Genomic DNA, 17,840 nt, shown 5'->3' with positions numbered 1-17,840 from the left:
CTGTCGGATCAAGCTATGATTGGCACCCTCCAAGGACTCAGGATCAAGGACACGTCATGCGCATCGGTTTTCTGTCACCCCTGGCACTGGCCCTGCTTGCCGGCATTTCCCTACCGGCCCAGGCCAGTTCGGACGACTCGTGTTACCCCGACTGGCGGGTGTCGCGTGACACGCTGGACCCCTGCAATAACCTGCCGTTCCTGAGCCCAGGCAATGACAGCCGGGCCAACCTGCGCTTGTTGCTGGCCGACAAGAAAGCCGCGCCGCTGGCGCCCAATGCCTTGAGCGAAGATGACCTGGCCGAAGGTTTTGGCCCGGTGCCGTTCCCGGTATATCGCCTGGTGCCGCGTGGCGAAGCCGAGCCCGTCAGCCCATCCGACGCCCCCAAAACCTCGCCACTCGATGCACTGCTTGAACCGCTGGGCATCAAGCGCGACAACGCTAAAGCCGCCGGCGATGCGTTCCTCAATGGCGAAGGCAGCCGCTGCCGCAGCAACGATGAGAACAGCGCCGCCGCGTTTATCCGCCAAGTAATCAAGGCCGATATGCCAGCCGCCGAACGCGATCTGCTGGTGAAGGCGCGCCTGCAATTGCTCACCGCCTGCGAATGGGTAGGCCCGGTGGTCGAGCCGCCGCAAGCTATCCAATCGAGCGAAGGCCAGCTGTTTCGCACGTACCTGCAAGCCGCCGCCGACTTCTACACCGGCCGCTTCACCGACGCCGGGCCTGGCTTCGTCACCACTCAGAACGCCACTTCGCCCTGGCTGAAAGAAACCGCGCTGTACATGACCGCGCGCAACGCACTCAACCAGGCCCAGGCCAACACCTATGACGAAGACGGCGTGCCGCACCTCGACCGTGTGGATAAACCTGCGCTCGCCGAGGCCGAAAAGGGTTTCGACACTTATCTGAAAACTTATCCACAGGGCGACTACAGCGCCTCTGCACGCGGCTTGCTGCGCCGGGTCTACTGGCTGGCGGACGACAACGAAAAACTCGCCGAAGCATTTGCCTGGCAACTGACCCAGGCCACCGACGAGCAGCGCAATGTGTCGGTGGATGAATTGGTCGAAGAGGCCGACCTCAAGCTGTTGATGGTCAACAGCGACACCGTCAAGACGCCGATGATCCAGCTCGTCAGCGACCTGATGGTAATGCGTGGCGGCAACCAGCCCGCGCTCAGCCGCGCAGACCTTGAGAAGCAAAAGGCAGCGTTTGCCGATGAGCCGGCGTTTTACGACTACCTGTTAGCCGTGAGCGCGCTGTACGTCGAGCATCAACCGGATGCCGCCTTGAAACAGTTGCCGCAAAGCGTGCCGTCGAGCCTGAATTACTTCGCCTTCAGCCAACAAACCCTGCGCGCCCTGGCACTGGAAGCCAAGCAAGACTGGAAAGGCGCACAAGACCTGTGGCTGCAACTGCTGCCGCTGGCCAAATTACCGCTGCAACGCGACCAGTTGGAATTGGCCCTGGCCCTCAACTACGAGCGCAGCGGCCAGTTGGCCAAGGTGTTCGCGGCGGATTCGCCAATCAGCGCCAAGCAAGTGCGTTATATCCTGCTGCGCAACGTTGCCGGGCCGGACTTGCTGCGCCAGCAGATCGCCAAGGCCGACGACCCGGTGGAACGCCAGACCGCGCAATTCGTACTGCTCTATAAAGACTTGCTGCGCGGCCAGTTCGCCACCTTCGCCGATGACCTCAAGCAACTACCAAAGCCGGCACCTGAGGACAAACTGGGCACCAGCCTGGGCTACGTCTACAGCGGCGGCCAGAGCTTGAAGCTGTTCCAGTGGAACGGCGACAAAGCCGAATCAGGCTACAGCTGCCCGGCCATCGCGCAAACCGCCGCCACCTTGCAAACCGATGCGAAAAACCCGCAGGCCCTGAACTGCTTCGGTGAGTTCATCCTGCGCAATAACCTCGACGGCATGCCCCTGGAACAGGCACGCGCCGCTGGCAGCCTGGGCAGCACCGCGGCGCAATTCCCCGGAGAAACGTTCTCGCGGCTTAACGGCTACAAGCAGGTGATCGCCAACGCCAAGGCGCCGAAGAACGACAAGGCCTACGCTCTGTTCCGCGCCATCAACTGCTATGCCCCGGCCGGCTACAACAGCTGCGGCGGCGATGACGTTGAGCCCGCCGTGCGCAAGGCGTGGTTCCGCCAGCTGAAAAGCGGTTTTGCCGACACCCAGTGGGGCAAATCGCTGCAGTACTACTGGTGAAACACCTGTGGCTCGGCTTGCTGCTGCTGGCAAGCCCGGCCTTTGGCGCCGTGGACGCTCGCGACTACGACGCCTTCTGGCTGTGGAGTGGCGTCAACCCGCAGCCGGTGCTCAAACAGGCCAACACCCTGTACATCCTGCAAGGCCAGATCAACTCCACCCGCCGCGCACCCGAGCGCGGCGTGCAACTGATCGCCCAGGGCCTCGGCATACCGCGCCTCACCCGTGGCGAGGTCTGGGTGGTCTACCGTGCCCACACCCTGCACTGGCCGGAACGGGTCTACACCCAGCTGCTCGGCCAGGTGCAACGCTGGCGCGACGCGGGCAACCCGGTGGTCGGCATCCAGATCGACTTCGACGCCCGCACCCAGTACCTGCACGAATACGCCGACTTCCTGCGCGACCTGCGCCACCGCCTGCCCGCCGACTTGAAGCTGAGCATCACCGGGCTGATGGACTGGAGCAGCAACGCCGACCCAAGCGCCATCGCCCAGCTCAAAGGCGTGGTGGATGAAGTGGTGGTGCAGACCTATCAAGGGCGCCACAGCATCCCGGATTACGCGGCGTATTTGCCGCGCATGAACCGGCTGGGATTGCCGTTCAAGGTGGGGCTGATTCAGGGTGGCGTGTGGGAGGCGCCGGGGTATTTGAAGGGGAATGAGTGGTTTCGCGGGTATGTGGTGTTTTTGCAAAACCAGTAATCACCCCGTGTGGGAGCGGGCTTGCCCGCGATAGCGGCAGTTCAGTCAAAGGGATGTTGAATGATCTGCCCTCATCGCGGGCAAGCCCGCTCCCACAGGGCGTTGTGTTTAACCTGCGGGATACACCGACTCCCACCCGCCACCCAGCGCCTTATACAACCCAACCATGGCCAGCGACACGCCCGTGGAGCTTTCCACCCACTGTTCCTGCGTCGCCAGCAGCGCGCTCTGCACCGTGAGCACGTTGACGAAATCCACCACGCCTTCGACGTATTGATGTTGCGCTGTGCTCAGTGCGATCTGGTTCTGACGTACCGCTTCGGCGAGGCTGTCGCGGCGCAGTTGGCTGGCGTTGTAGCGGGTCAACTGGTCGTCGATTTCATGCCAGGCGCGCAGCACGGTTTGCTGGTAGGCAAGCGCGGCTTCCTGTTGCTGGGCTTCGCGCAGGTTCAACATGCCTTGCAGGCGCCCGCCGTTGAACAGCGGCAGGCTGAATTGCGGGCCGAAGGCGAACGCGCGCGAGCCCCACGAGCCGAAATCCGACAGTTGCAAGGCCTGGGAGCCGAGGCTGCCGGACAGGGTGATGCGCGGGTAGAAGTCGCCCTTGGCCACGCCGATGTTGGCGGTGGCGGCGTGCAGGCGCGCTTCGGCCTGGCGGATGTCGGGGCGGCGCTCGGCCAACTCCGACGGCAAGCCGATGGCAACCTGACGCTGGGTTTGCGGCACGGCGGCGTCCTTGGACAACTGCGCGTGCAGGGCTTGGGGCGGCTCGCCCATCAACAGGCTCAGGGCGTTGATCAACTGGTCCTGGCGCTGCTGCAGCTCCGGCAGGCGCGCTTCGATGGCGGCGACCTGGGCGGCGGCTTCGGCCACGTCCAGGTCGGTCGCCACGCCGTCGGCCAGGCGCAATTGCGAGAGCTTGAGGCTGTGGCGCGCAACGTCGAGGTTCTGCTCGGTGACGGCACGGGTGTTCTGCACGCCGCGTAGCTGGATGTAGTCCTGGGCGGTCTCGGCGAGTACCGACAGCAGTACGGCGCGGCGGTCGTTTTCGGCCACTTGCAGGGTGGCGTCGGCGGCTTCGGTTTCGCGTTTTACGCGGCCCCAAAAGTCCAGCTCCCAGGCGGCGGAGAAGCCCATATCCCATTGGTTGTAGGCGGACTGGCCATTCTCACCGGACGGGTCGCTCAAGCCTTTGCCGCTGTTGCGTTGACGCAGGTAGTCGCCGCTGGCGTTGACGTTGGGATAACGCTCGGCGGTGGTCACCTGGCGCACGGCGCGGCTTTGTTGCAGGCGGCTGCTGGCGAGTTTCAGGTCGAGGTTGTCGGTGAGCGCACGACGGGTGAGCGCCGAGAGTTGCTCGTCGTGGAACACGTCCCACCAACGCTCCTGCAACGGCTCCGTCACCGCGCGGCTGGCGGCTTGGCGGCCCTGGGGTTCGGCCCACTGAGTGACGTGCGGGCCTTGGGGCTTCTGGAAGTCCGGGCCGACGGTGCAGGCGCTGAGGCTGATCAGGCTCAAGGTGAGCCAGGCGAAGTGTCTCATTGCTGCGCCACCTCACGCGGCTGCGTGACCGGCTGGGTGTCGACGCTGGCTTCCACCGACATGCCGACGCGCAAGCGCTCGGTCAGCGGCTGGTTGGGCTCAAGGATGATTTTTACCGGAATGCGCTGCACCACTTTGGTGAAGTTGCCGGTGGCGTTGTCGGGCTTGACCGAGGCAAAAGTCACGCCAGTGGCCGGCGCCAGGCTTTGCAGATGGCCGTTGAGCAGCTCGCCGTCGAGGCTGTCGACGCGCACCTGCACGGCTTGGCCGGCGTGCATATGCGACAGTTGGGTTTCCTGGAAATTGGCCACCACATAGGCCTCGGCCAGCGGCACTACCGCGAGGATCTTGCTGCCCGGCGTCACATACGCACCCACCCGCACTGCGCGCTCGCCGACCATGCCGTCCACCGGCGCGACGATGCGCGTGTAGGACAGCTGATAGCTGGCCATTTCCAATGCCGCCTGGGCGCGCTTGAGTCCACCTTCGGCGGCATCGCGCTGGGCAGTGAGAATTTCCACCTGCTTGCGCTCGGCCGCCAGCACCGCCGTGGCATTCGCCAGGCGCGCGGTGGCCTGGTCGATGCGGGTCTTGGCCTGCTGGGCGTTCTGCACAGTGCCCGCGCCCACGCCGGCGAGGTGGTTGTAGCGGTTCAGTTCGTGCTCGGCGAAGGCCACTTCGGCGCGGTCTGCCGACACGGTGGCCTGGGCCTGGGCGATTACCGAGCTTTGGCGCTCAAGGGTCGCAGTAGCGTTTTTCAGTTGAGCCTGGGCGACCAGGGTATCGGCGTCGGCGGCTTGGGCGGCGGCGCGAAAGTCGCGGTCGTCGATCAGCGCCAACAGTTGGCCGGCCTTGACGCGCTGGTTGTCTTCCACCAGCACTTCCTTGATGAAGCCCGCCACGCGCGGCGCCACCAGGGTGAAGTCGGCGGCGACGAAGGCGTCGTTGGTGGTCTGGCGCTTGCTGCCCAGCACGCCCGGCGCGACCAGGTAAACCAGTACGCCGACGGCAAACACGGCAATAACGGAGACGGCAATTTTGTCTTTGCGTTTCATGAGAAGTCCTTTCAGTCAGGTCGGTGCGCGCGGTGGAAAAATCCGCGTCGGCATCCAGAAAATCAGCAGGATCAGCGCCACCGCGACGGCGGCCATGACGTAATAAAGATCCGCAGAGGTCAGCACCATGGCCTGTTCGTGCAGGCGGTGAGCGAGGCCCGGCGCGTCGCCGTCGGCCAGGGGCGAGTTGCCCAGGCCGTCCACCAACATCGTCGAGTGAAAGTGCAGGCGCTGCGTGGTCAGCGTGTCCAGCACGGCGGTGGCGATCACGGCGGCGAGGCCTTTGACGGTGTTGAACCAGGCCGAGGCGAACGGCCCGTCCATCGGTTGGATGCTGCCGGTAGAAAGCATCAACAGCGGCAACACGGCCATGGGCTGACCGAAGATTTGCAGCAGGTACAGGCCGTAGAAATCGTCGCGAATCCACTCCGACGTCAGGTGCGCGCTGCCCACGCAGCACAGCACCAGCATGCTCAGGCCGAGCCCCAGCACCCAACGGCAGTCGACCCAACGCAGGTTGCACAGCGCCGCCACCAGCGGCAGCGCGATCAACTGCGGCAGCGCCATCAGCAGCATCACCGGCGCAGTTTGCAGCGGCCGGTAACCCTGCACCTGAGCAAGGAAACTCGACGGAATGATGATCACCGAGGTCAGCACCATCAGCACGCCCGCCAGCACGATCAAGGCAAATGCCAGGTTGCGCAGGCCGAGCATCTGCAACTTGAAGAACGGAATCGGCTGCGACCATTCATTGATCAGAAACAGCACCAGCAACAGCGTGCCGCCACTGAGCAAAAACGTGATCAGGCCGGACTCGAACCAGTCCAGGCGATTGCCTTGCAACAGCCCGATCACCAGCATGCAGATCGCCGGGAAGCCGGTCAGCAGACCACGCCAATTGAACTGCTTGAAGCGCTCCAGGCGCAGTGGGTCCTGGGGCAAGCCGTAGGCCACGGCGGCCATCGCCAGCAGGCATGGTGCGACAATCTGCCAGAACGCCCATTGCCAGCCGACGTATTCGGTCCACAGCGCCGCCAGCGGCGTGCCCAGGCTCGGGCCGAAGGTGGCGGTGAGCGCATAGCCGGCCAGGCCATACAGCTTTACGTTGGCCGGCAGAAAACGCAGCGCCACGGTCATCAGCATCGGCGGCAACGCGCCACCGGCCAGGCCTTGCACGGTGCGCAGCACCAGCAGGCTTTCGTAGTTCGGCGCAAACGGGCACAGGATGCCCAGCACCGTGAACAAACCGATGGCGCAGAGGGTGAAGCGGCGCAGGGAAAACGTCACCGAACACCACGGCGCGAAGGCCATGGCCGCCACTGAAGTGGCGGTGTAGGCGGCGACCAGCCAGGTGCCTTCGTCAAAGCCGATATACAGCGCACCCCGGATATCAGCGAGGGCGACCTTGGTGACCATCTCGTTGAGGCCGGACACCAGCACCGCCAGCAATACGCCGACCAGGCCGATGATGATGCGCGGGCCGAACACCGGAGGGTTGAGCGCAGTCGGTTGGGCTGCAGCCTGTAAGGCGGGGGCAGCGAGGGAAGTCATGAACGGGTAACTCGGGGTTAGAAATACCCGAGCAGTTTAATCAGGCGAACCCATGACAAAAAGTTACTTGTTGGCAGCTTATAAGTGCATCAGACGCAATCCTCAGGGGCACTGCTGATCTCTGTGGGAGCTGGCTTGCCTGCGATAGCGGTGGGTCGGCAATGAATCCCTACACAGTCAGACCGCCATCGCAGGCAAGCCAGCTCCCACATTGATCGAGTGAATCGATCGTTCCCACGCTCTGCGTGGGAACGCCTCATGGGGGCGCTCCGCGCCCCGCCAGCCCGCGCGGAGTTCGGACCTTGCGCGCAGGTGACGCAGAGCGTCACGGGCTGCATTCCCACGTGGAACGTGGGAACGATCCAGTGCAGGTGAGATTCAGGTGGGCTGCGCTTCGAGCCAGGTGGCGTGGCAGCTTTCGCGCATGGTTTCGCGCAGCCATTTGTGGGCCGGGTCTTTGTCGAAACGTGGGTGCCAGGATTGGGCCAACATCAGCGTCGGCAGGGAGATCGGCAACTGGAAGGCGCGCAGCGGCAGCTTCAGGCGATTGGCACTCAGCAGGGCTTCCTTGGGCACCGGCAACAGCAGGTCGGAATCAGGCAGCATGAACATCGCGCCATGAAAGCCCGGTGCGATCATTGCCACGCGGCGCTCCAGGCCCAGGGCATTCAGCGCGGTGTCGATCGGCCCGCGGGCAATGCCGCGGCGCGAAATGCTGATGTGGGAGTAGCTGGCGAATCGCGCGGCGGTGATCTCTTCGTCGAACAGCGGGTGGTCTTCGCGCGCGAGACCAACGAAGGTGGTGGAAAACAGGTTTTGCACCTTCACTTCCGGGCTGGGCGGCCTGGAATTACTTACCCGCAGGTCCAGCCGCCCTTCACGCAGCGCCTCGTCGTCGGTGTCGCCTTCGGGTACGAAGCACAGCTCGCACAACGGCGCCACGCGCTCCATGGTGTCGAACAGCCGACCGCCGTAGACGCCGATAAAGAAGTCATTGGCGCGCACACTGAAGCGGCGGCGCAAGGTGCTCAGGTCAACCTCATCCGCCGAACGAAACAGCAACGCCGCCTGCTCTACCACGTTGCGCACCTGGCCTTGCAGTTGCAGCGCCTTGGGCGTTGGCACCAGGCCGCGACCGGCGCGCACCAGGATCGGATCACCGACCGCCTCGCGAATGCGCGTAAGGGTGCGGCTCATGGCGGCCGGGCTCAGGTTCATCCGCCGTGCGGCGCCGACCACACTGCCCTCGTCGAGCAAGGCGTCGAGGGCGACCAGCAGGTTCATGTCCGGTAGTTGCATGCCAAGCACTCGTGGTCGGTGGGGAGTGAATTGCGTGCAATCGTAGCAGGATTAAAACCGCGGGTTCAGCGCTGCATGCCCCAGCGTTTCACCGTGAGCCGCTCGAAGGTGTTGAACACCAGGTTTTCCACCAGCAAGCCGATCAGGATCACCACGGCCAAACCGGCAAACACCTTGTCGGTGTACAGCTCATTGCGGTTCTGGAAGATGTACCAGCCCAACCCGCCTTTGCCGCTGGTGGCGCCGAACACCAGCTCGGCGGCGATCAGCGTGCGCCAGGCAAATGCCCAACCAATCTTGAGCCCGGCGAGGATCGACGGCAGCGCCGCCGGGATCAGGATGAACAGCACGAAACGCATGCCCTTGAGGCCATAGTTGCGGCCCGCCATGCGCAGGGTTTCGGAGACGCCGAGAAACCCGGAATAGGTGTTCAGCGCCAAGGCCCACAGCACCGAATGCACCAGCACAAAAATCAGGCTGTTCTGCCCCAGGCCGAACCACAGCAGTGCCAGCGGCAGCAAGGCGATGGCCGGCAGCGGGTTGAACATCGAGGTCAGCGTGCTCAGCAGGTCGCGGCCCAACTGCGTCGACACCGCCAACGTGGTCAGGGCGAATGCCAGCACAATGCCGATCAGGTAGCCCTTGATCAGCACCGCCAGCGAGATGCTCACTTTACTGAGCAACTCACCGCTGAGCAGGCCGTCGTAGAGCGCGTGAAAGGTCTGCAGAAAGCTCGGCAGCAGCAGGTCGTTGTTCTGATAACGGGCGACCGCTTCCCAGAGAATGGCGAGCACAATCAGGATCAAGCCCTTGCGCAGCCAACCTTGTTGCCACAGACGCTGACGCAGCGGCAGCTCGCGTTCGACGGGGACGCTGAGCAGCGGTTCGAGGTTTACTTCAAATTCCTGGCGCATACGTCGGCCTCTCAGTAAGCGATGCGGATATCGGCGAAACCCAACTCACGTTCGGCCTCGGGCGCTTCATCGAACAGCAGGCGATGAATACGCCGCGCCGACGCCTGGAATTCCACACCGCCGAGGCTGTGCAGGTCGTATTGATGGCTGTGGATTTCGGCACGCACACGCCCTGGGTGCGGCGATAGCAACAGGATGCGATTGCCCACCACCAACGCTTCTTCGATGGAGTGGGTGACGAACAACAGGGTGAAGCGCACCTCCTCCCAGAGCAGCAGCAATTCTTCCTGCATCTTGCGCCGGGTCAGGGCGTCGAGCGCGGCAAAGGGCTCGTCCATCAGCAGGATTTTTGGCTGCATGGCCAAGGCGCGCGCGATGGCCACGCGGGCTTTCATGCCGCCGGAAAGGGTATGCGGGTAGGCATCGGCGAAGGCGCTGAGACCGACTTTTTCGAGGTAGTGCAGCGCGCGTTCTTCGGCTTCGCGACGCTTCAAGGTTTTCGACGCCAACAGCGGGAACATCACGTTCTGCTTGACGGTTTTCCACGGCGGCAGCTGGTCGAATTCCTGGAATACCACGATGCGATCCGGGCCGGGCTGTTCGACCTTTTGCCCCAGCAGGCGAATCTCGCCTTCGCAGGGTGTGATAAACCCGGCAATCGACTTGAGCAAGGTGGATTTGCCGCAACCCGAAGGGCCGAGCAGCACGTAGCGGTCGGCCGGGTCGATCTCGAAACTGACTTGGTGGGTGGCGCGTACTACACGCTCGGGCGTGCGGTACTCGAGGCTGACGTTATCCACCGCCAGTAACGGACCGGCAGTGTTCAGGTTGCTGGCCGCGTGGCCTTGCAGGGGCGCGTTCATTTCATTTCTCTTGCCGGGGAATCAGAAAGGCGCGTCGCCCTGGATGGTGGTGCGAAACAGCTTGCGACGCAGATGGCTTGGGCAACCGGCAGCCAAGTGGATCAACGAGCGGTTGTCCCAGAACACCAGGTCGTGGGGCTGCCACTGGTGGCGGTAGATATTGTGCGGCAGCACGCTGTGGGCATAGAGCTGGGCCAGCAGGTCGCGGCTTTCATCCTCCGGCAGGCCAACGATGCGCGTGGTGAAGCCTTCGCTGACGAACAGCGCCTTGCGGCCGTTTTCGGGGTGGGTGCGCACAATCGGGTGCACCACTTCGGCAACCTGGGCGAGCTGCTCGGGCGTGAGGGTTGGGCGCCAGTTGCCTTCGAATTTGGTTTCGCTGTAACGCGCGGTGTAGGAATGCGCAGCGCTGCGGCCTTCGACGGCTTTACGCAGGTGCTCGGGCAGTTGGTCCCAGGCTTTGTGCATGTCGGCGAACAGCGTGTCGCCGCCTTCGGACGGCAGCTCCTGGGCATGCAGCATCGAGCCGAGGCTGGGCAGTTCTTTGTATGACAGGTCGGAGTGCCAGAATTTGCCCGCGTCACCCAGGCCGATGGATTGGCCGTTTTCGATGATGTTGGAGACGATCAGGATTTCCGGGTGGTTGGCCAGCAGGAACTGTTTGAGCACATGAATCTGCAGCACGCCGAAGCGGCGACTGAAGGCGATCTGTTGTTCGGGAGTGATGCGCTGGTCGCGGAACACTACGACATGGTGGTCCAGGTGGGCGCGGTGAATGCGCGCGAAATCCTGGTCGTTGACCGGGCGGGACAAGTCCAGGCCGACGATCTCGGCGCCGACGCTGCCGGGAAAGGGGCGGATGTCGAAGGTTTGGGCGGTAGAGGTCGCTGTTGGAACAGTAGAGGTGGCGGACATGAGGGCACTCCCGGTCGGACAGGGGAGTGACTTTATAGATATAAGAACGGGCGATTAAATACCGTTAGTGAATATCGATATGCAATAGGGTTGGGATCTGCGGTGAAGCTGATGGCGCCATCGCAGGCAAGCCAGCTCCCACATTTGAATGTGTTCACAAATCAAAATGTGGGAGCTGGCTTGCCTGCGATGAGGCCCCAACAGGCGCTGGAGATTACCGCTCGTGCAACGCCTCGGCCCGCGCCTTGATGATCGGCTTGAGCAGGTAGCTCAGGATGCTTTTCTTGCCGGTGATGATGTCCACCGAGGCCACCATGCCGGGGATGATCAGCAATGGCTTCTCATCGGTGCCCAAATGGCTGCGATCCGTACGCAAGGTGATCATGTAGTAGGTGGTTTTCTTGTCTTCATCGGTGATGGTGTCGGCACCGATGCGTTCGAGCTTGGCCTTCAGGCCGCCATAGATGGTGTAGTCATAGGCGGTGAATTTGACTATCGCTTCCTGCCCTGGGTGCAAGAAAGCGATGTCTTGCGGGCGGATCTTGGCTTCCACCAGCAGGGTGTCGTTAAGCGGCACGATTTCGACCATGTCGCTGCCCGGCTGGATCACGCCGCCGACGGTGTTGACCAGCAGTTGCTTGACGATGCCGCGTACCGGCGAGGTGACCAGCGTACGGCTGACCCGGTCTTCGAGGGCGCGGCCGGTGGATTCGGCCTTGTTCAGTTCGGTGCGCGCTTCGTTGAGCTGGGTCAGCGCTTCGCTGCGGAATTTGCCACGGGTTTCGTCGATCTTGCGCTGCACTTCCTTGATCGCCGATTCGGCGCGGGGAATTGCCAACGTGGTGGCGTCCAACTGACCACGGGTTTCCATCTCGGCGCGCTTGAGGCGCAGCACTTCCACCGGCGATACCGCGCCCTGGGCCACCAATGGCTCGGACATGTTGATTTCCTGGCGTTGCAGCGACAGCTGGCTGCGGTATTGGCCTTGCTTGGAGGTGAACTCGCGCAGTTCCTGTTGGCGCTGCACCAGTTGCTCCTGCAAGCCGCCTACTTCGTCTTTCAACTGCTGGCGGCGGCTCTCATACAGCGAGCGCTCGTTGGCCGCCTGGCTTGGCGCGGCCTTGAGCACGTCGTCGGGGATGTTCAGCGGGCGGTCGTCCACCTGCGCACTCAGGCGCTCGACGCGCAGTTGCATGGCCAGGCGCAGGGCTTCGGTTTCACCGGCGTTGGAGACGAACCGCGTGTCGTCAAGGCGAATCAGAGGCGCGCCGGCTTCGACGATCTGGCCTTCCTTGACGAACAGCTCGGAGACGATGCCGCCTTCCAGGTTCTGGATTTTTTGCAGCTTGGACGATGGAATCGCCTTGCCGTCGCCACGGGTGACTTCGTCGATGCTGGAAAAACCGGCCCACACAACCAAAAACACGAAGAACGCGATGATTGCCCAGATGGTCAGGCGGATAACTCGCGGCGCATCTTCGATCAGCGCTTTGTTGACCTCGGGCAGGGGTTGGCCCTGCAGCGAGTCGGAGCCTTTGAAGTAGCGGCCGACCGCGCTTTTGATGGAGTTAAGCAACACTGATCTGCCCCTTTTTCAACGCTTCCATAACCACGGCTTTCGGGCCGTCCGCGAGGATCTGCCCACGGTCGACCACCAGCAGGCGGTCCACCAGGGAGAGCAGTGAGGCACGGTGCGTGACCAGCACCACGGTCTTGTTTTGCACCACGGCTTGCAGGCGTTGTTTCAAGCGTTCTTCACCGGTGTTGTCCATGGCGCTGGTGGGTTCGTCCAGCAGCAGGATGGGCGGGTTGAGCAGCAATGCGCGGGCAAGGGCGACGTTCTGGCGTTGGCCGCCTGACAGGTTCTGCCCACGCTCGCCGACTTGCAGTTCATAACCTTGAGGGTGCAGGCGCGCGAATTCGTGCACGCCGGCCAGTTCGGCGGCTTGCAGGACCATTTCGTCTTCGACGTAACGCGCACCGGACACCAGGTTGTCGCGCAGGGTGCCGGCGAGCAATTGGATGTCTTGGGCGACGTAGCCGATGTTGTGGCGCAGTTCGCTTACGTCGATCTGGCGCACGTCCACGCCGTCCACCAGCAAGGCGCCGGAGTCGGGCTGGTAAAGGCCTACGATCAGTTTGGCCAGGGAGCTTTTGCCCGAGCCGCTACGGCCGATGATGCCGATTTTCTCGCCGGGCTTGATCACCAGGTTGATATTTTTCAGCGCGGCGTTCTGTTGGTTCGGGTAGGTGAAGTTCAGGCCCCGGCACTCGATGGCACCTTGCAGAGTGCGACGGCTCATGGGGCGCTCTTCGAAATTGCGCTCCTGGGGCAGCTCCATCATCTGGTCCACCGAGGTCATGGTGACCTTGGCTTGCTGGTAGCGGGTCAGCAGGCCCGACAGCGAAGCCAGCGGGCTCAGGGCGCGGCCACTGAGCATGTAGCAGGCGATCAGGCCGCCCATGCTGAGGTTGCCGTCGATGATCTGGTACACGCCGAACACGATCATGATCACGCCGGCCAGTTGCTGGATCAGCAGGGTCATGTTCATCGACAGGCCCGACAGCAACTTCACGCGCAGCTCAAGCCGGCTGAGGGTGCCGATGGTCTGTTCCCAGCCGTACTGGCGCTCGCTCTCGGCGTTGTTGACCTTGACTGCGTCCAGCCCGGCGAGGGTTTCGATCAGGCTGGACTGACGCTCGGCGGCCAGGGCCATGGTTCGTTCCATGGTCGCCACCAGCGGTTTTTGCAGGGCGTAGCCGATGCCCAGGGCAATCGGGAAGGCCAGCACCGGAATCCACACCAAGTGGCCGCCGAGGATGGCGATCACCAGGAAAATCAGCAGGGTGAACGGCAGGTCGATCAGGCTGGTGAGGGTCAGCGAGGCGAGGAAATCGCGCAGGCTCTGAAACTCATGGATGTTCTGCGCAAAGCTGCCGACTCGCGCCGGGCGATACTTCATGGACATGCCGACGATGCGCTCGAACAGCGTGGCCGAGATGATCAGGTCGGTCTTTTTACCGGCCAGGTCCAGGCACAGGCTGCGCAGGCTTTTGAGAATCAGGTCGAACAGGTACGCGCCGCAGATACCCACGGCCAGCACCCACAAGGTCGCCGTGGCCTGGTTCGGCACCACACGGTCGTACACGTTCATCACAAACAGCGGCGCGGCCATGGCGATGATATTGATCAGGAAGCTCGCGGCGATGGCGTCGGTGTAGAGCCAGCGCGAACGCTTGAGGGTGTCGCGAAACCATGAACGCGCGCGAGGAATCAGGGTGCCGTGGTTGACGTCGAATTTATGTTGCGGCTGGGCGAAGAAGACTTTGCCGATGTAGTCGTCGGCCAACAGCTCGCGCTTGACCAGCACTTCACCGCCGTCGCTTTCGCTGAGCAGGACCCGTGCTTCGTCTTCGCCTTGCCAACCGACCAGCACGGTACTGCGACCGTCCTTGAGCAACAGCAGCGCCGGCAGGGCAATCGTCGGGATCTGTTCCAGCTTGCGTTGCAGCACCCGGCCCTGCAGCCCGGCACGCGCGGCTGCACGTGAGAGCAAGTCGGCACTCAAGCGCTGCGAGGGCAGCGGCAGGCCGGTGGTGAGCATGGCCGCACTGGCCGGTTTTTGATGCAGGGCACAGAGCGCCAACAACCCGTCGAGTAACGGGTCGTCGTGCAGCGTGCGTGGATCATGACTGAGATGAACTCGACTGACTTCGGATTCCACGCGCTGCACTCTCGACTAACAGTTGGGGCTATTGGGGTGACTCAATTCATCCCAGGCAGTTGGACTTTTGGCTTCACGTCGTTCTGGACGACGGAGGCCATCGGTGCGACCACTCCCTGGCTTTTGAGCAATTCGCCCATGGTCGCCTTGATTCGATATTGAGTAAATAACTGAATGTTCTTGATCTCTTCCAAACGACGGGAAGCGGTGAACAATTCGTTCTCGCTGTCGAGCAAGTCGAGCAGGGTACGCTGGCCCAGGCTGAACTGTTGTTGGTAGGACGTGCGCACGCGGGTGCTGTGATCCACGTATTGCTGGGCGACCGGCAATTGCGCGTTGGCGTTGTTCAAGGCGTTCCAGGCCAGGCCCAGTTCTTCGTTGAGTTGGCGCAAAGCATTGTTGCGGATATCCAGCGCCTGGCTGGCCTGGTAGGACTTGGATTGCAGGTCGGCCTTGTTGCTGCCACCGGCAAACAGGTTGAAGCGCATGCGCACCATGGCTTCCCAACCGTTGCTGTGACCGGCGTCGCCGCCGACGTTGTTGTCGGCATTAGTGCCAAGCTCTGCATCAAAGCGCGGGTAAAAGCTGGACTTGGCCGCTTCGTACTGACTTTCGGCGGCGGAAATATCTGACTCGGCCGAACGCAGGACAGGGCTGTTGTCGAGCATCTGGCGGCGTGCTTCGTTGAAGTCAGCCGGCAGCATGGCCATGAACGGCGCCGGGCGCTCGAGCTGGTCGGGCATCTGGCCGACGGCGCTGAGGTAATTGACTTGGGAGTCGGCCAGGTTGGTCTGCTCGGTGATCAGGTTATTGCGGGCCTGGGCCAGACGCGCTTCGGCCTGGTCCTGGTCGGCACCATTACCTACGCCGCGCTGGGTGCGCAGCTTGATCTGGTCGTAGATACGTTCGTGGTTGCGCAGGTTTTCTTCAGCCAGGCGCACGAACTCACGGCGAGTCAGCACATCCAGGTACACCTGGGCGACGGTCAACCCGGTGCGCTCGGAAGTCCCCAGCAAGGAGTAAGCGCGGGAGTTGACGTTGGCTTGTTGACGCCCGACTTCGCTGGATGTGGCGAAGCCGTCAAAAATCATCTGCTGCAAACGCAGGCTGGATTCGCCCCGGTTGTGGGTGTCCCACTGGTTGCCGTTCGGGCCGCTGACGGCGCGAGTGTTGGAATCGTCGGTACCTTCACGGCCATAACCGGCGTTCAAATCAACGCGAGGCAGGTAACCACCTTGGGCGGCGCGCAATTGGTAATCGGCGGCGATACGGCTGTTCACACCGGCTTGAATTTCCGGGTGCACATCTAAGGCCTGCTGCATGGCCTGGGGCAATGTTTGGGCTTGTACAAAACTGGCGGCGAGAGCGAACGGTATAGCCATAAACAGGTGCAGACGCATTTAAAAATTCCCCAGGACTTCTTGTCTCAAATCACAGCGATTGGCCTCGCTGAGTCGGATAATGGCTACCGTAATGACCGTACGTCGGAAAGTTCAAAAAGCGGAACTGCTTCACACATGTAGGACGGTTCGCCGCATAAATATCAATGTGACATTACGGGGCCAATTGTTTAGGATGGCGACCATAAGGTCAATAGTTTGGCATAAACTAGATAGCGAATAAATCTAGCCAAATATTTGACGCCAGTAACCTCTTAGTCTACGCCCCTCCTGTTTGGCCCTCCCCCGAGCGGCCACATGGAAGTCATCAGAAACGGATCGCCGGAGAAATCTTTAATGAGCAGTGTTGTTGCCATCGTCAAAAGCATTGTTGGTCAAGTTTTCGTTATTTCTCCGGAAGGGGCGCGCCGCGTACTGGTAGAAGGCGATCGCCTGTTCGCGGGCGACCAGATCGACACCGGCATGTCCGGCTCGGTCAGCCTGGAACTGGCTGATGGCCGTACGCTGGACCTGGGTCGCGATACGCAGTGGAGCGCCGATATGCCGGACTCCAGCCTCGACCTGGCGGCGGCCACCGAGCAAGCCGCGCCGTCGGTTGCCGAACTGCAGCAAGCCATCGCCGCCGGCGCCGACCCGACCACCGACCTGGAAGCCACCGCCGCAGGCGCAACCGCTGCCGGTAATGGCGCGGCGGGCGGCGGCCACAGCTTCGTGGTGCTGGACGCGACCGCCGGCCGCGTCGACCCGACTATCGGCTTCCCGACCGGCCCGCTGGGCCAGGCCGGTACGACCCAAACTCAGCTGGCTGGCGCCCAAGGCACCACCGCCTCCGGCAATCTGGTGCTGCAGGCGTCGACCCTGACCCTGAGTGCAACCCCGACCATCACCGAAGCCGGCGGCGTGCTGACCTACACCGCCACCGTGACGCAGCCGTCGACCAGCAACCTGAGCATCACCTTGTCCAACGGCGCGGTGATCACCATCGTGGCCGGCCAAACCACCGGTACCGTCAACGTACCGCTGGCGCCGAACGACAGCCCATACATCGACCCAAGCCAGATCAGCGTGACCGTCACCGGCACCACCGGCGGCAACAACCTGGTGCTGACCATCGACCCTAACCCGGCCGTGACTCAGATTACCGACACCATCGACACCACCACCGTCACCCTGACGGCGGGCGAGACGGTGACCGAAGGTGGCCAGATCACCTACACCGCCACCCTGACCAACCCGGCGCAGACGCCGGTGACCATCACCTTGAGCAATGGCTCGGTGATTACGATCAAGGCCGGCGAATCGGTCGGCACGGTGGTCGTGGACACCCCGGCTAACGACGTCTACAACAACGGCTCTACCGTCAGCACGACGATTACCGGCGCAACCGGCGGCAACTTTGAAAACCTGGTGCCGAGCACTACGCCTGCGGTGACTACGATTGTTGATTCGATCGATAACACCACGGTTTCTCTGACTGCTGATAAGGCGTCGGTGGTTGAAGGTGGTGAGATTACCTACACAGCGACTTTGACTAACAAGGCGCAAACCGACGTTACCGTTACGCTTTCGAATGGTCAGACGATCACCATTAAAGCCGGTGAAACGGTGGGTTCGACGGTGTTTCAGACGCCGGCTAACGATGTTTACAACAAC

General features: G+C 62.5%; 13 protein-coding genes. 3 read left to right on the top strand and 10 right to left on the bottom strand.

The window, feature by feature from the left end; translation table 11 throughout:
* Positions 1-56: 56 nt before the first annotated feature.
* Both L8I05_RS15805 and L8I05_RS15800 read left to right on the top strand, forming a co-directional pair.
* Positions 57-2,222, top strand: a complete 2,166-nt coding sequence (locus L8I05_RS15805; RefSeq protein WP_242170070.1) for an outer membrane assembly lipoprotein YfiO — start codon at positions 57-59, stop codon at positions 2,220-2,222.
* Positions 2,219-2,923: a DUF3142 domain-containing protein gene (locus L8I05_RS15800; RefSeq protein WP_242170066.1), complete on the top strand. Its 705-nt coding sequence runs from the start codon at positions 2,219-2,221 to the stop codon at positions 2,921-2,923. Before L8I05_RS15805 ends, L8I05_RS15800 begins: the two co-directional genes overlap by 4 nt.
* Before the next feature lie 108 nt (positions 2,924-3,031).
* Here L8I05_RS15800 and L8I05_RS15795 read toward each other — a convergent pair whose 3' ends face one another.
* From L8I05_RS15795 to L8I05_RS15750, 10 genes are all read right to left on the bottom strand, one after another.
* Positions 3,032-4,465 (bottom strand): efflux transporter outer membrane subunit, encoded by a 1,434-nt coding sequence (locus tag L8I05_RS15795; RefSeq protein ID WP_242170063.1) that lies wholly within the window; start codon positions 4,463-4,465, stop codon positions 3,032-3,034.
* The gene (locus L8I05_RS15790) at positions 4,462-5,520 is read right to left on the bottom strand and encodes an HlyD family secretion protein (protein ID WP_159953567.1); all 1,059 of its coding nucleotides are present in this window, start codon (positions 5,518-5,520) and stop codon (positions 4,462-4,464) included. Before L8I05_RS15790 ends, L8I05_RS15795 begins: the two co-directional genes overlap by 4 nt.
* A 15-nt stretch (positions 5,521-5,535) precedes the next feature.
* Positions 5,536-7,071, bottom strand: coding sequence for an MFS transporter (locus L8I05_RS15785; RefSeq protein ID WP_177017136.1), 1,536 nt, complete (start codon positions 7,069-7,071; stop codon positions 5,536-5,538).
* A 378-nt stretch (positions 7,072-7,449) separates the two neighbouring features.
* On the bottom strand, positions 7,450-8,370 hold the full coding sequence (locus tag L8I05_RS15780; protein WP_177017135.1) for a LysR family transcriptional regulator: 921 nt from the start codon (positions 8,368-8,370) through the stop codon (positions 7,450-7,452).
* Between the two features lie 65 nt (positions 8,371-8,435).
* On the bottom strand, positions 8,436-9,284 hold the full coding sequence (locus L8I05_RS15775; protein WP_242170061.1) for an ABC transporter permease: 849 nt from the start codon (positions 9,282-9,284) through the stop codon (positions 8,436-8,438).
* 11 nt (positions 9,285-9,295) lie between these two features.
* On the bottom strand, positions 9,296-10,147 hold the full coding sequence (locus L8I05_RS15770) for an ABC transporter ATP-binding protein (protein ID WP_159953564.1): 852 nt from the start codon (positions 10,145-10,147) through the stop codon (positions 9,296-9,298).
* 21 nt (positions 10,148-10,168) lie between these two features.
* A complete protein-coding gene (locus tag L8I05_RS15765) occupies positions 10,169-11,062 on the bottom strand; it encodes a TauD/TfdA family dioxygenase (protein WP_242170059.1) in 894 nt (297 codons plus the stop codon).
* Between the two features lie 214 nt (positions 11,063-11,276).
* Entirely contained in the window at positions 11,277-12,641 is a 1,365-nt protein-coding gene (locus tag L8I05_RS15760; RefSeq protein WP_106577304.1) for an HlyD family type I secretion periplasmic adaptor subunit, read from the bottom strand.
* On the bottom strand, positions 12,631-14,787 hold the full coding sequence (locus tag L8I05_RS15755) for a type I secretion system permease/ATPase (RefSeq protein ID WP_177017132.1): 2,157 nt from the start codon (positions 14,785-14,787) through the stop codon (positions 12,631-12,633). Before L8I05_RS15755 ends, L8I05_RS15760 begins: the two co-directional genes overlap by 11 nt.
* A 41-nt stretch (positions 14,788-14,828) precedes the next feature.
* Positions 14,829-16,187: a TolC family outer membrane protein gene (locus tag L8I05_RS15750; RefSeq protein ID WP_159953560.1), complete on the bottom strand. Its 1,359-nt coding sequence runs from the start codon at positions 16,185-16,187 to the stop codon at positions 14,829-14,831.
* Positions 16,188-16,523: 336 nt separating this feature from the next.
* On the opposite strand from L8I05_RS15750, the gene L8I05_RS15745 reads away from it, so the two are divergent.
* Positions 16,524-17,840, top strand: a 1,317-nt coding sequence (locus L8I05_RS15745; RefSeq protein ID WP_242170057.1) for a retention module-containing protein, incomplete at its 3' end; no start/stop codon positions are given.

Origin of the sequence: Pseudomonas sp. MONT-RG-20F-20-E-7-02, assembly GCF_022662395.1 — a bacterium.
Classification (GTDB): Bacteria; Pseudomonadota; Gammaproteobacteria; order Pseudomonadales; family Pseudomonadaceae; genus Aquipseudomonas.
Note: the sequence above shows the minus strand (reverse complement) of the source record. Positions and strands in the feature narration are given on the sequence as shown.

Coding starts and splice junctions, on each gene's coding strand:
- L8I05_RS15805 (WP_242170070.1), top strand. CDS start 57: ATGCGCATCGGTTTTCTGTCACCCCTGGCACTGGCCCTGCTTGCCGGC.
- L8I05_RS15795 (WP_242170063.1), bottom strand. CDS start 4,465: ATGAGACACTTCGCCTGGCTCACCTTGAGCCTGATCAGCCTCAGCGCC.
- L8I05_RS15790 (WP_159953567.1), bottom strand. CDS start 5,520: ATGAAACGCAAAGACAAAATTGCCGTCTCCGTTATTGCCGTGTTTGCC.
- L8I05_RS15785 (WP_177017136.1), bottom strand. CDS start 7,071: ATGACTTCCCTCGCTGCCCCCGCCTTACAGGCTGCAGCCCAACCGACT.
- L8I05_RS15780 (WP_177017135.1), bottom strand. CDS start 8,370: ATGCAACTACCGGACATGAACCTGCTGGTCGCCCTCGACGCCTTGCTC.
- L8I05_RS15775 (WP_242170061.1), bottom strand. CDS start 9,284: ATGCGCCAGGAATTTGAAGTAAACCTCGAACCGCTGCTCAGCGTCCCC.
- L8I05_RS15770 (WP_159953564.1), bottom strand. CDS start 10,147: ATGAACGCGCCCCTGCAAGGCCACGCGGCCAGCAACCTGAACACTGCC.
- L8I05_RS15765 (WP_242170059.1), bottom strand. CDS start 11,062: ATGTCCGCCACCTCTACTGTTCCAACAGCGACCTCTACCGCCCAAACC.
- L8I05_RS15750 (WP_159953560.1), bottom strand. CDS start 16,187: ATGCGTCTGCACCTGTTTATGGCTATACCGTTCGCTCTCGCCGCCAGT.